A 14,002-nucleotide genomic window follows, 5' to 3' on the forward strand; every position below is an offset into this window, starting at 1 on the left:
ATGAAAAAATTCGTCCCACGGGATGAATGAATGTATTTGCCGCTATGAATAATGCAGGTTAAGGGTCTTCTAAACTTCTTGCTTGAAAACTTCCTTGTTCTGCAATAAATCGTTATTTTTGCAGACTTAAAATGAGAAAATTGTAAATTGCAGAGAATAGAGAATGATAAATAAGATAAAATAAGGTGATTTATGAAGATTGCAATTGTCAAATATAATGCGGGTAATATTTATTCGGTAGATTATGCATTGAGACGTTTGGGTGTTGAAGCAATAATTACGGCGGATAAAGATCAATTGCGCACAGCAGATAAGGTCGTCTTTCCCGGTGTGGGTGAGGCGGAAACAACTATGAAGTTTTTGCATGCCGCTGGTATGGATACATTAATAAAGGAACTTCGGCAACCGGTGTTGGGGATTTGTTTGGGAATGCAGTTGATGTGCCGTCACTCTGAAGAAGGTGATGTAGATTGCCTGGGCATTTTTGATGCTGAAGTGAAACGTTTTGTCTCGCAGAGGCATGAGGATAAAGTGCCGCACATGGGTTGGAATACTCTCAAAGAAACAAATAGCGACTTATTCAAAGGTTTCACAGAAGAAGAATTCGTGTATTTCGTGCATAGCTTTTATGTTCCGGTCAATGAATATACGGCGGCTGTAACGGATTATATTCACCCGTTCAGTGCGGCATTACATAAGGATAATTATTATGCTACTCAATTTCACCCTGAAAAGAGTGGAGGTGTGGGGGAGCGTATTCTGCGTAATTTCCTGGATTTGGAGTGATTCATTATAATATAATCAAATCATAGTATTAGGTATATGATAGAACTTATCCCTGCAATAGATATTATCGACGGAAAGTGTGTACGACTTTCGCAAGGTGATTATGAAAGTAAAAAGGTGTATAATGAAAATCCGGTAGAAGTTGCCAAAGAAATGGAAGCGCATGGCATTCGTCGTTTGCACGTGGTCGATTTGGATGGAGCAGCTTCTCACCATGTAGTCAACTACCGGACTTTGAACCGGATTGCTTCGGAGACTTCCCTGATTATAGATTTCGGGGGTGGCGTGAAAAGTGATGAAGATTTAAAAATAGCTTTTGAGAATGGAGCGCAGATGGTGACGGGTGGCAGTATTGCTGTGAAAAATCCCGAACTGTTTTGTCGTTGGCTGGATATTTATGGTAGTGAGAAGATTATTCTTGGTGCAGATGTCAAGGATCGCAGAATAGCTGTGAACGGTTGGAAAGATGAAAGCGCCTGCGAATTGTTTCCTTTCCTGAAAGAATATATTGAGAAAGGTGTCAGGAAAGTAATTTGTACGGATATCAGTTGTGATGGCATGTTGCAAGGTCCATCCCTTAAGTTGTATCAGGAAATGCTGGAGCAATATCCGGAGCTTTATCTGATAGCCAGCGGGGGGGTGAGCTGTATGAATGATATTCATGCGTTAGAATCGGCAGGTGTGCCTGCCGTTATTTTCGGCAAAGCCCTTTATGAAGGGCGTATCACTTTGAAAGAAATAGAAAAGAATATGATTTGTCACAGTTCCTAATTGTTCACCCTAATTTATATATATAAGATGTTAGCAAAAAGAATTATCCCCTGTCTCGACATTAAGGACGGGCAGACTGTAAAAGGAATCAACTTCGTGAACTTGCGTCAGGCAGGTGATCCGGTGGAACTGGCACGTGCGTATAGTGAGCAAGGTGCGGACGAACTGGTCTTTCTTGATATTACGGCAAGTTTTGAAGGTCGCAAAACTTTTACTGAGCTGGTAAAACGTATTGCCGCCAATATAAGCATTCCATTCACGGTTGGTGGTGGTATCAATGAACTGAGTGATGTAGATCGTTTATTGAATGCCGGTGCAGATAAGATTTCTATCAATTCTTCTGCTATCCGTCGTCCGGAGCTGATTGATGAAATAGCCGGGAATTTCGGTTCACAAGTCTGTGTATTGGCAGTAGATGCTAAACAGACGGAAAAAGGTTGGTGGTGCTATCTGAACGGTGGCCGGATAGAAACGGACAAAGAACTGTTTTCGTGGAGTAAAGAAGGGCAGGAACGTGGTGCCGGCGAGATACTTTTCACAAGTATGGATCATGACGGTGTAAAAACCGGATACGCTAATGAAGCGCTTGGGGAATTGTCCGATACCCTCTCTATTCCGGTTATAGCATCGGGAGGAGCCGGTGCCAAAGAACATTTCCGTGATGTCTTTTTGCAAGGAAAAGCAGATGCAGCATTGGCAGCCAGTGTTTTTCATTTCGGAGAAATTAAAATTCCCGATTTAAAATCGTATCTTTGCGCCCAAGGAATATCAATTAGAATGATGAAGTGATAAAGCAAAAATGAATTTGGATTTTAACAAAATGGACGGACTTGTTCCGGCAATAATACAAGATGCGGATACTGCTAAGGTACTGATGTTAGGCTTTATGAATAAGGAAGCTTATAACCAGACGGTAGAAACCGGGAAAGTGACCTTTTACAGCCGTTCTAAAAACCGTCTCTGGACAAAAGGTGAGAAGAGTGGCAATTTTCTGGAAGTAGTTTCCATAAAGGCAGACTGTGATCAGGATACCTTATTGATTCAAGTACATCCGGTAGGTCCGGTTTGTCATACCGGTACGGATACATGTTGGGGTGAGAAGAACGAGCAACCCGTTATGTTCTTCAAACTTCTTCAAGACTTTATCAGCAAGCGTCATGAAGAGATGCCCGAAGGTTCTTACACCACAAGCCTGTTTAAATCCGGAGTGAATAAAATGGCGCAGAAAGTGGGCGAAGAAGCTGTAGAAACAGTTATTGAAGCCTGCAACGGAACTGACGATCGATTGATTTACGAAGGTGCCGACATGTTATACCACCTCATTGTCTTGCTAACGTCCAAAGGGTATCGCATTGAAGATTTGGCGCGTGAGTTGCAGGGACGTCATAGTATATCCTGGAAGAAACATTGAATTTGTGCTGGAAGAAGCAATGATTTCGTGATAATTGATAAATTGATAAAGGATGAGCGAACCACTGATACGATATAAGAATGTAGAAATACACCAACAAGACTTGTGTGTGCTGAACGAGGTTGACCTTGAGCTACAGAAGGGAGAATTTGTGTATCTGATCGGTAAGGTGGGTTCAGGCAAGACCAGTTTGCTGAAAACGTTTTATGGAGAACTGGATATAACTTCCGGTGAGGCGGTTGTATTGGGATATGACATGAACCGTATCAAACGTAGGCACATTCCGCAATTGCGCCGTAAACTGGGTATCGTGTTCCAAGACTTCCAATTGTTGATAGACCGTACAGTATATGATAACCTCGCATTTGTGCTCAAGGCTACAGGATGGAAAAATAAGCCGGAGATAAAAGACCGTATCAATGAAGTATTGATGCAGGTAGGTATGGCTAACAAGGGTTATAAATTTCCTAACGAACTTTCGGGAGGCGAACAGCAACGTATTGTCATTGCCCGCGCAATGCTTAACTCTCCGGATATTATTCTGGCCGATGAACCAACCGGTAATTTGGATGTTGAAACAGGGCGTGCTATTGTCGGATTATTGCATAATATCAGTCGTGCCGGTTCGCTGGTAGTGATGACTACGCACAATCTCCATTTGGTTAAGGAATTTCCCGGTCAGGTTTTCCGTTGTTCCGATCATCTGATAACAGACATAACATCGGAATACTCAGGCATGACATCTATACAAGAAAAATAAATAATAGTATATAATCATTTAATACAGGAACGAAAATGAAAGTTTTAAAGTTTGGAGGTACTTCCGTTGGTTCTGCTCAGCGGATGAAGGAAGTAGCCAAATTGATTACCGATGGTGAACAGAAGATAGTTGTCCTCTCGGCTATGTCGGGCACAACTAACACATTGGTGGAGATTTCGGACTATCTGTACAAGAAAAATCCGGAGGGTGCCAACGAAATCATCAACAAGCTGGAGGCTAAGTACAAACAGCATGTGGATGAATTGTATTCCACTCCCGAATATAAACAGAAAGGTCAGGAACTGATTAAATCTCATTTTGACTACATCCGTTCTTATACTAAAGACCTCTTTACCTTGTTCGAAGAGAAAGTAGTTCTGGCACAGGGAGAGTTGATTTCTACCGCCATGATGAACTACTATCTGCAGGAGTGCGGCGTGAAATCCATTTTGCTTCCGGCATTGGAATACATGCGCACCGACAAGAATGCGGAACCCGACCCTGTATATATCAAGGATAAACTCCATATTCAATTGGAGTTGCACTCCGGTGCCGAAATCTATATTACCCAAGGATACATTTGCCGCAACGCTTACGGTGAAATTGATAACCTGCAACGTGGAGGAAGCGATTATACCGCTTCTCTGATTGGTGCAGCCGTCAACGCTTCCGAAATTCAGATATGGACTGATATAGACGGTATGCACAATAACGACCCGCGCATTGTCGAAAAGACTGCCCCCGTACGCCATCTGCATTTTGAAGAGGCTGCTGAGTTGGCTTACTTCGGCGCGAAAATTCTTCATCCTACTTGCATACAACCTGCCAAATATGCCAATATTCCGGTACATCTGCTGAATACTATGGAACCTACTGCTCCCGGTACCATGATTTCTAATGAAACCGAGAAGGGTAAAATCAAGGCTGTTGCCGCAAAAGAAAATATTACGGCTATTAAGATTAAATCCAGCCGTATGTTGCTTGCCCACGGTTTCCTGCGTAAAGTGTTTGAGATTTTTGAAAGTTACCGGACTTCCATTGACATGATTTGTACTTCTGAGGTAGGTGTATCTGTTTCAATAGATAACACGAAGCATCTGAATGAAATTCTGGATGATCTGAAGAAGTACGGTACGGTGACAGTGGATAAGAATATGTGTATCATCTGCGTAGTAGGCGACTTGGATTGGGAAAATGTAGGTTTCGAAGCGAAAGCATTGGATGCCATGCGTGATATACCGGTACGAATGATTTCATTTGGTGGTAGTAACTACAATATATCTTTCCTTGTTCGTGAGTGCGATAAGAAACAAGCGTTACAATCACTTAGCGACGTATTGTTTAACGGAGAATAAAGGAATATGAAAGGAACATTTCCTATAGATAAATTTCGTGAGCTACGTACTCCGTTTTATTATTATGACACGAAAGTGTTGCGTGAAACCCTTTCGTGTCTGCATGCCGAATCCATTAAATATGATAATTTCGTGGTGCATTATGCCGTGAAGGCAAATGCTAACCCTAAACTACTTTCTATTATTCGCGAGAATGGACTGGGTGCCGACTGTGTAAGCGGCGGAGAAATTCGTGCTGCCATCAAGGCTGGTTTCCCGGCATCGAAAGTTGTGTTTGCCGGAGTAGGGAAGGCTGATTGGGAAATCAACTTGGGACTGGATTATGGTATTTTCTGTTTCAATGTAGAGTCCATTCCCGAATTGGAAATTATCAATGAATTGGCGGCGGCGAAAGGCAAAGTCGCCAATATTGCTTTCCGTATCAATCCGAATGTAGGCGCGCATACCCATGCCAATATCACTACAGGACTGGCTGAAAACAAATTTGGTATCAGTATGCCGGATATGGATCATGTGATAGATGTGGCTTTGGAGATGAAGAATGTGAAGTTTATCGGACTACATTTCCATATAGGTTCGCAAATATTGGATATGGGTGATTTTATGGCTCTTTGCAATCGTGTGAATGAATTGCAGGATAAACTGGAAGCTCGCCGTATCCGCATCGAACATGTTAATGTAGGTGGCGGATTGGGCATTGATTATAAACATCCTAACCGTCAGGTGATACCGGATTTTCATGATTATTTTGAAACTTATGCCGAACATCTGAAGCTTCGTTCATATCAGACACTCCATTTTGAATTGGGACGTGCCGTCACAGGACAGTGCGGCTCGCTGATTTCCCGCGTGCTTTACGTAAAGCAGGGAACTAATAAGAAATTTGCTATCCTCGACGCCGGTATGACGGACTTGATACGTCCTGCCTTGTATCAGGCTTACCATAAAATAGAAAATATCACTTCTGATGATACGGTTGAATCCTATGATGTGGTAGGACCTATTTGTGAATCTTCGGATGTATTTGGCAAGGCTATTGATTTGAATAAAGTGAAACGAGGGGATTTGATTGCATTGCGCTCTTCCGGTGCCTATGGCGAGATTATGGCGTCAGGCTATAACTGTCGCGAATTGCCACAGGGATATACCTCGGACGAACTGGTGTAAATAACTCTATTTCTTGTGAACAAAAGGAGTGTATGCTTGTTGATTAATCAAGGATTTTAATTTGTTAAATGATACGATTATGATTAAGGAAAAATTACAAGATGCAATTAATGAGCAGATTATAGCAGAAATGTGGTCAGCTAACTTGTACTTAGCGATGTCTTTTTTCATGGATAAAGAAGGTTATCCGGGTATGGCACATTGGTTGAAGGAGCAATGGATAGAAGAAAACGGTCATGCTTTTAAGTTAGCTGATTATGTAATCAGGCGTGGTGGTAAGGCCAAAGTCGATAAGATTGATGTGGTTCCCAATGATTTCGGTACTCCGTTGGAAGTATTTGAACAGGTTTACAAGCATGAGCGTCGTGTGTCTGAATTGATTGACAAGTTGGTTGATGTGGCTATTGCTGAAAAAGATAAAGCAACCCAAGATTTCCTGATGGAATTTGTTCGTGAGCAAGTAGAAGAAGAGACTACAACCTCCAATATTGTAGAAATGATAAAGAAAGCCGGTAGTACGGGTGTTTTCTTTGTTGATGTTAAATTGGGGGAACGTTGATAATATTTTGATATCGAAGTGCTAAAGTGAAGAAGCTGCCTGAAAATTTCAAGCAGCTTCTTTTTTATGCCTTGCTTTTCCTGGTATTTTCTATTTCAGTACCCCAAGTTCTTTTCCAACTTTGATAAATGCTTCAATACACTTGTCCAGATGTTGCTTTTCGTGTCCCGCAGAGATTTGGACGCGGATACGTGCCTGATCTTTTGGAACGACCGGATAATAGAATCCGGTCACATAAATTCCTTCTTCCTGCATACGGGCGGCATAGGTTTGTGATAATTTAGCGTCATATAGCATAACAGCACAAATGGCACTTTGCGTAGGTTTGATATCGAAACCGGCTGCTGTCATTTTATCACGGAAGTAGTTTACATTCTCTACCAGCTTATCGTGCAATGCGTTACTTTCTCCCAGCATCTTAAAAACTTCGATACTTGCACCGATCACGGCAGGGGCAACAGAGTTAGAGAATAAATATGGACGGCTACGCTGACGTAGCAAATCAACAATTTCTTTGCGTCCTGTGGTAAATCCACCCATAGCACCTCCAAAGGCTTTACCCAGTGTGCCGGTATAGATGTCTACGCGTTCGTAAGTTTTGAATAATTCGCTTACGCCATGCCCTGTAGGGCCTACTACGCCGGCAGAGTGTGACTCGTCTACCATAACCAAGGCATTGTACTTCTCGGCGAGATCGCAAATCTTATCCAGAGGAGCTACATTGCCGTCCATTGAAAAAACCCCATCCGTAACAACGATACGGAAACGCTGTGCCTGTGCTTCTTGCAAGCACTTTTCCAACTCAGCCATATCTGCGTTAGCATAACGATAACGTTTTGCTTTGCACAAGCGTACACCATCAATGATAGAGGCATGGTTCAAAGAATCGGAAATAATGGCATCCTCTTCATTGAACAGTGGTTCGAATACTCCACCGTTGGCATCAAAACAAGCAGCGTACAGAATCGTATCTTCTGTCTTGAAATAATCGGAAATAGCGGCTTCCAATTCTTTGTGAATGTCTTGTGTGCCACAGATGAAACGTACGGAAGACATACCGTATCCGCGATGGTCCATCATTTTCTGGGCAGCAGCAATCAGTCTCGGGTGGTTAGACAAACCCAAGTAATTGTTGGCACAAAAGTTCAGTACTTCTTTTTCTTTCACAGTGATTGCGGCTTGTTGTGCACTTTCAATCAGTCGTTCCTCTTTGTAGAGTCCGGCTTCTTTAATTTCAGCAAGCGTGTTGCTGAGATATTCTTTCATTTTCCCATACATAGCTTTATAATTTAAAGTTAGTTATCTTACTCGATGCAAAGGACATAATTTTTATTCAAATAACAATGTCAGAATGATAGAAAAATGAAAAAAAAGTGCGTATCTTTGCGCGCAAATTAATAAAACACCTTATATAATAAATCGAATGAAGAATATTTTGGTAATTGGAGCTACCGGACAGATAGGGTCGGAGCTTACGATAGAATTACGTAAACGTTATGGTGATGACCATGTTGTAGCCGGATATATTCCGAGCGCTATGCCTAAAGGCGAGTTAAAGGCGTCAGGGCCATCAGCTATTGCTGATGTGACCGACCGTCAGTCTATTGAAGTCGTAGCACGTCAATTTAAGATTGATACGATTTATAATCTGGCAGCTCTACTTTCAGTAGTTGCCGAAAGTCGTCCGGCCATGGCTTGGAAAATCGGTATTGACGGATTATGGAATGTGTTGGAAGTAGCGCGTGAATACAATTGTGCGGTGTTTACTCCGAGTTCCATTGGTTCGTTCGGTGAGGCTACACCTCATGTGAATACACCTCAAGATACGATTCAGCGCCCTCGTACCATGTATGGTGTAACGAAGGTGACTACTGAATTGCTGAGTGATTATTATTATACGAAATATGGAGTGGATACCCGTTCGGTTCGTTTTCCGGGAATTATTTCTAATGTGACTCCTCCGGGTGGTGGTACCACTGACTATGCAGTAGATATTTATTATTCCGCTGTGAAAGGTGAAAAGTTTGTGTGTCCTTTGAAACAAGGTACTTATATGGATATGATGTACATGCCTGATGCGCTGAATGCAGCTATCTCTTTGATGGAAGCAGCTCCGGCGCGTTTGTTGCATCGGAATGCCTTTAACATAACTTCCATGAGTTTCGACCCGGAAGCAATCTATGCGGAAATAAAGAAACATGTGCCCAATTTTGAGATGGACTATAAGATAGATCCGTTGAGGCAGGCAATTGCAGATAGTTGGCCGGACAGTCTGGATGATAGTTGTGCCCGTGAAGAGTGGGATTGGAAACCACAGTATGATTTGGAAACTATGACTGTGGATATGCTTGAAAAGTTAAGAGCTAAACAAAATAAGTGACCATAAGGTCCGTAAAGGATGAAAAGAATAGGATTGGGGTTATTCATCGTTGTTTTTTTATTGTCTTGTGGGAATAAAAAAACAAAGATAGACCCCTTTGCACCGTTCACCAGCATGGTGGATTCGGTTACGCATAAAGCAGACACATTACAACAGGTTGAGGTGAAGGAAGAACCTAAACCGATGGAAGCAGATGAGTCGTTTGATGATTTTATCTATAGTTATGCTTCGGACAACGCCCTGCAACGGCAACGGACAAAGTTCCCTTTACCTTATTATAATGTAAATACTCCATCGAAAATAGAGGAAGAGCATTGGAAACACGATTATCTGTTTACTCAGCAAAACTATTATACACTACTATTTGATGATGAAGAAGAGTTGGACTTGGTAGGCGATACTGCCCAGACTTCTGTACAGGTGGAATGGATTCTTCTGAAAACCCGTATGGTGAAGAAGTATTACTTTGAACGTATCAAAGGCGCCTGGATGTTGGAAGCTATCAATCTCCGGCACATGGAACAGGATGAGAATGGAAATGAAGACTTCGTTGGATTCTATGCGCTTTTTGTAACGGATAGTCTCTACCAAAGCCGGCACATTCGTGAACCTTTAGAGTATATTACGATAGATCCTGATGATGAGTTCTCGATTCTGGAAACAACTCTTGATTTGAATCAGTGGTACGCTTTCCGCCCCATATTGCCTGTCGATAAACTGTCTAATATTAATTATGGACAGCAGAACAAAGATGATTCGAATACGAAAATCCTGAAGGTGAATGGAATAGATAATGGCTACTCTAATATCTTCTATTTCCGTAGGCACGGTGGAAAATGGGAATTATATAAATATGAAGATACGAGTATGTGATAATATATGAAATATGAATTGAAAAAGATACCCAATACATTTGGACTTGATGTCAAAGCCACTGTGTTTCTGGAGTATGATTCGGTAGAAGAATTGGAGAAGTATATTGCTGACGGCAGTATTACTTCTCCTTTTTTGCATATTGGCGAAGGGAGTAATTTGCTGTTTACCGGAGATTATGAAGGAGTGATATTGCACTCACGCATAAGCGGCATTGAGGTAACGGCAGAAAGTGAAGACGATGTACAGGTGCGTGTTGGTGCCGGTGTGGTATGGGATGATTTTGTGGAGCATTGTGTGAAGTGTGGCTGGTATGGGGCTGAAAATCTTTCGCTCATTCCCGGTGAAGTAGGGGCAAGTGCGGTACAGAATATCGGTGCTTACGGTGTGGAAGTGAAAGACTTGATTACTTCCGTAGAAACACTGGATGTAAAGGGTATGAAACGTGTTTTCCAAGTGGATGAATGCGACTATGCATATCGGAACAGTCTGTTTAAACGCTTTGAGATAAAAGATATGTTTATTACGTATGTTTGTTTCCGGTTGAGCAAGAAGGAACATTATACATTGGATTACGGTACTATCCGGCAGGAACTGGAAAAATATCCGGTGATTGATTTGAAGACTTTGCGCCAGGTTATTATCAATATCCGGGAAAGTAAGTTGCCGGATCCGAAGGTATTGGGTAGCGCCGGTAGCTTCTTTATGAATCCTGTAGTGACGCGTGCAAGTTTTGAAGTTTTACGGGAACAGTATCCTCAGATGCCTTTCTATGAGTTGGACTTCGACAGGATAAAAATTCCTGCAGGCTGGCTGATAGAGCAATGTGGGTGGAAAGGCAAGTCCATGGGAGCCGCTGCCGTACACGATAAACAAGCATTGGTACTGGTGAACAAGGGCGGGGCGACAGGCGCTGAAATTGTTGCTCTGTCGAATGCTGTGAGACTCTCGATTCATGAGAGATTTGGTATAAACATTCATCCCGAAGTGAATATTATTTAATGGTGAATTACTTAATTATGAGTCAACATGAAACTTAGAATATTAGGAAGTGGGACATCGACGGGAGTACCTGAAATAGGATGTAAATGTGATGTTTGTACCTCTACCGACCCTCGTGATAATCGTTTGCGTGCATCGTCTTTGCTGCATACGGATGATGCCGTGATATTGATTGATTGTGGACCGGACTTCCGTGAACAAATGCTGCGTGCCTCTTTGTTTGAAAAGTTGGACGGTGTGCTGATAACCCATGAACATTATGATCATGTGGGAGGATTGGATGACCTGCGCCCTTTTGCCCGTTTCGGTGAAATACCGGTATATTCGGATGCATATACAGCATCCCATTTACGCGCAAGGATGCCTTATTGCTTTTTGGAACATAAGTATCCGGGCGTACCCCAGATTTACTTGCAGGAAGTAGAAGCGGAAAAAACTTTCTATATTAATAATACGGAGATTACTCCTATTCAGGTAATACATGGGCGTTTGCCTATTCTGGGATACCGCATAGGAGGGCGTATGGCTTATATTACGGATATGTCGACTATGCCGGAAGAATCTTATGAACAATTAAAGAATTTAGATATTCTCGTAGTGAATGCTTTACGTGTCAAACCGCATCCCACGCATCAAAGTATTTCCGAGGCGCTGATTACAGCCGAACGTATTGGCGCGCGCGAAACTTATTTCATCCATATAAGCCACCATGCAGGCTTGCATGCCGAGCTTGAAAAGCAGCTGCCACCACACATTCATCCGGGCTTTGACGGGATGGAAATAGAGTTTTAAGGCGTCAGAACTCTAAAACTTTTAATGCTTGCTCTACTTTTTGAAACATTTGTTTTGTTTCATTAGTATAAATCGTTACTTTTGCCGAAATTGATGCTTGAACACCATGAGACTCCGTATCATAATAAGAATAGCCATCATTGCCTCCGTTGCATCCTTATGTACGGGTTTGGGGGTGTATTCATTCTTTAAGTTAACTGCAGTGGCAGAACTGAAAGATTTTAATCTTTATACTTTAGTGCCGCAGAATACAGTAGCCATATTGGAAACCGATCGTATGGCAGAGCTTGTAGAAGACATTAATCAGTTGAGCTGTAGTAAAGATAACCACTTCCTTTATGCTTCCGAACTGTTTGTTTACCTGAAAAACTATCTGCATACTTTGATCGAAGATGCTCCGCATGGGCTTAGTAAGCAAATGAATAAGATGCTAATCAGCTTTCACGAACCGGATACCCCAATGAACCAGGTGTTATACTGCAATCTGGGTTCGGGTGACCATGAATTGGTTGAGTCATTCATTCAGAAATACTGTTCCAGTTTGTTCCCATCTAAATTCTTTGATTATAAAGGTGAAGAGATAAGTGTTTATCCCATGTCGGATGGACAGTATCTGGTTGCTTATTTAACGCAAGAATTTATGGCGATAAGTTTTAAGAAGGAACTAATAGAGCAGGTGATAGATACCCGGTTGTCAAAAAAGTGTTTGATGGATATGCCATCATTCGAGGCTGTGCATGACGAAGAAGATACGGATGTAGAAGCTACGGTGTATGTTCGTATAGAAGAAGTAGGTATGGGAAAGAATACTGACGGCATCCATTCGCATACTTATTTGGGAAACTGGGCGGAGTTTGATGTGAAGTTGGACAAAGATGCTATTTATTGTTCCGGTATCAGCCATGGATCGGATATAACGAATACTTTTATAAATACGTTGCTTCGTCAGGAACCGGTAGAAGGCTTTCCGGGAAACAAACTTCCTGCTTCCACCTTCTTTTATGATTGCTGGGCGGTTTCGGATATAGAAGACATGTTCAACTTTACGGCGAAGCAGGAGTATGCCAAATCTACTTACTCTGATTATATCAAAGCGCGTGACGAGGAAGGACTCGGTTTTTTGAAGTCGTATGCCGGTGATCGGGTAATAACTTGTCTTTTTCAGTCTAAGGATACAGTTGAAAGACGTCCTTGTGCAGTGATGACTATTCCGCTGAAAGAAGCAAAGCAGGCGGAGAGCCATTTACAGTCGTTACTTCAGAATACCCCTAAAGAGGTTGGTGCGCCACCTGTACCGGAGGTACATCCGGATTATCAATCTTATCTGAAGTCGCGAGGATATCAGTATTATATATTGCCTCGCAATACTTTGCTGACTCAGTTGACGGGAATCACCGAGTCCGCCCTTTATACTTATCTGTGTGTTTATAAGGGATATTTGTTGATGGCACCTGATGTTTCCAGCCTTATTGCTTACATTGATGCGATGGATAATAATGAAGTTCTTGATAAGATTCCAATGTATGAAGAGAGTACAGGTAGCCTTTCGCCCATTTATAATTTTGTGATGATGGCAGATATGGGTGAAATGTTGAATCAGCCGGAGACGTATGTACGCCTTATCCCTAATTTCTTTTTCCGTCAAGCCAAGTTTTTTCAGCATTTCATACTTTCTGTACAATTTACATGTGTTGAAGGGGTAGTGTGCCCTAACCTTGTGTTTCTATATAAAGGAGAGCCAATATAAAGGAGGCAATACAAAATGATATTTGATGTATGACAAGAACCATAGCTGTCATTTTGTATTTTTAATCGTCTGAGAATGCGATATTTCCGCCCGAAGGCAAGGGCGGTTGGAAATATCGAAGCGAAAATCAGTAAGTACCAGAGGGATAGAGGAATATCGAAATGCTTACAATTATTCTGGAACAAAACATCTCCTGAAAGTGGGCTGATAAGGGGGAAATCTGACGGGATAAGCCAACTACTTACAGGTAACAAGTCAACTACTTACAGGTAACAAGTGATCTACTTACAGGTAGTTAGTGATCTACTTATAGATAGTTAGNNGCAACAGGCTATTTTTGCATAAATAGCTTGTAAATATGCAATAATACGCATAAATACTGCATCATTATTCCTTGTT

At 41.9% G+C, this 14,002-nt stretch carries 14 protein-coding genes; 13 read left to right on the forward strand and 1 reads right to left on the reverse strand.

Features of this window, described 5'->3' with window-relative positions:
• Positions 1-192 precede the first annotated feature (192 nt).
• The 8 genes from hisH (at position 193) to B2Z67_RS12520 (ending at position 6,809) form a co-directional block, all read left to right on the forward strand.
• Positions 193-786: an imidazole glycerol phosphate synthase subunit HisH gene (hisH, locus tag B2Z67_RS12485; RefSeq protein WP_291530166.1), complete on the forward strand. Its 594-nt coding sequence runs from the start codon at positions 193-195 to the stop codon at positions 784-786.
• Between the two features lie 36 nt (positions 787-822).
• Entirely contained in the window at positions 823-1,557 is a 735-nt protein-coding gene (gene hisA / locus B2Z67_RS12490) for a 1-(5-phosphoribosyl)-5-[(5-phosphoribosylamino)methylideneamino]imidazole-4-carboxamide isomerase (protein WP_291530167.1), read from the forward strand.
• Positions 1,558-1,584: 27 nt separating this feature from the next.
• On the forward strand, positions 1,585-2,346 hold the full coding sequence (gene hisF, locus B2Z67_RS12495; RefSeq protein ID WP_291530168.1) for an imidazole glycerol phosphate synthase subunit HisF: 762 nt from the start codon (positions 1,585-1,587) through the stop codon (positions 2,344-2,346).
• 10 nt (positions 2,347-2,356) lie between these two features.
• A complete protein-coding gene (gene hisIE / locus B2Z67_RS12500) occupies positions 2,357-2,968 on the forward strand; it encodes a bifunctional phosphoribosyl-AMP cyclohydrolase/phosphoribosyl-ATP diphosphatase HisIE (protein WP_291530169.1) in 612 nt (203 codons plus the stop codon).
• A 52-nt stretch (positions 2,969-3,020) separates the two neighbouring features.
• On the forward strand, positions 3,021-3,728 hold the full coding sequence (locus tag B2Z67_RS12505; protein ID WP_291530170.1) for a cell division ATP-binding protein FtsE: 708 nt from the start codon (positions 3,021-3,023) through the stop codon (positions 3,726-3,728).
• A gap of 35 nt (positions 3,729-3,763) precedes the next feature.
• Complete coding sequence (locus tag B2Z67_RS12510; protein WP_291530171.1) at positions 3,764-5,083, forward strand: aspartate kinase; 1,320 nt, start codon at positions 3,764-3,766, stop codon at positions 5,081-5,083.
• 6 nt (positions 5,084-5,089) lie between these two features.
• A complete protein-coding gene (gene lysA / locus B2Z67_RS12515; protein WP_291530172.1) occupies positions 5,090-6,250 on the forward strand; it encodes a diaminopimelate decarboxylase in 1,161 nt (386 codons plus the stop codon).
• Positions 6,251-6,329: 79 nt separating this feature from the next.
• Positions 6,330-6,809 carry a ferritin gene (locus B2Z67_RS12520; RefSeq protein WP_291530173.1) on the forward strand — a complete coding sequence of 160 codons (480 nt, stop codon included), beginning with the start codon at positions 6,330-6,332 and terminating at the stop codon, positions 6,807-6,809.
• 90 nt (positions 6,810-6,899) lie between these two features.
• Here B2Z67_RS12520 and kbl read toward each other — a convergent pair whose 3' ends face one another.
• The gene (gene kbl, locus B2Z67_RS12525; RefSeq protein WP_291530174.1) at positions 6,900-8,087 is read right to left on the reverse strand and encodes a glycine C-acetyltransferase; all 1,188 of its coding nucleotides are present in this window, start codon (positions 8,085-8,087) and stop codon (positions 6,900-6,902) included.
• Between the two features lie 145 nt (positions 8,088-8,232).
• Between kbl and B2Z67_RS12530 the strand changes: the two genes are divergently transcribed.
• The 5 genes from B2Z67_RS12530 to B2Z67_RS12550 all read left to right on the forward strand — a co-directional run bounded on the left by B2Z67_RS12530 (position 8,233) and on the right by B2Z67_RS12550 (position 13,603).
• Complete coding sequence (locus B2Z67_RS12530) at positions 8,233-9,189, forward strand: NAD-dependent epimerase/dehydratase family protein (protein ID WP_291530175.1); 957 nt, start codon at positions 8,233-8,235, stop codon at positions 9,187-9,189.
• 18 nt (positions 9,190-9,207) lie between these two features.
• The gene (locus tag B2Z67_RS12535) at positions 9,208-10,062 is read left to right on the forward strand and encodes a DUF4348 domain-containing protein (RefSeq protein WP_291530176.1); all 855 of its coding nucleotides are present in this window, start codon (positions 9,208-9,210) and stop codon (positions 10,060-10,062) included.
• 6 nt (positions 10,063-10,068) lie between these two features.
• A complete protein-coding gene (murB, locus tag B2Z67_RS12540; RefSeq protein ID WP_291530177.1) occupies positions 10,069-11,064 on the forward strand; it encodes a UDP-N-acetylmuramate dehydrogenase in 996 nt (331 codons plus the stop codon).
• A 27-nt stretch (positions 11,065-11,091) separates the two neighbouring features.
• Complete coding sequence (locus tag B2Z67_RS12545; protein WP_291530178.1) at positions 11,092-11,856, forward strand: MBL fold metallo-hydrolase; 765 nt, start codon at positions 11,092-11,094, stop codon at positions 11,854-11,856.
• Between the two features lie 106 nt (positions 11,857-11,962).
• Positions 11,963-13,603: a DUF3352 domain-containing protein gene (locus B2Z67_RS12550; RefSeq protein ID WP_291530179.1), complete on the forward strand. Its 1,641-nt coding sequence runs from the start codon at positions 11,963-11,965 to the stop codon at positions 13,601-13,603.
• The last annotated feature ends 399 nt before the right edge of the window (positions 13,604-14,002 follow it).

This window comes from Bacteroides sp. UBA939, assembly GCF_002293435.1.
GTDB lineage: Bacteria > Bacteroidota > Bacteroidia > Bacteroidales > Bacteroidaceae > Bacteroides.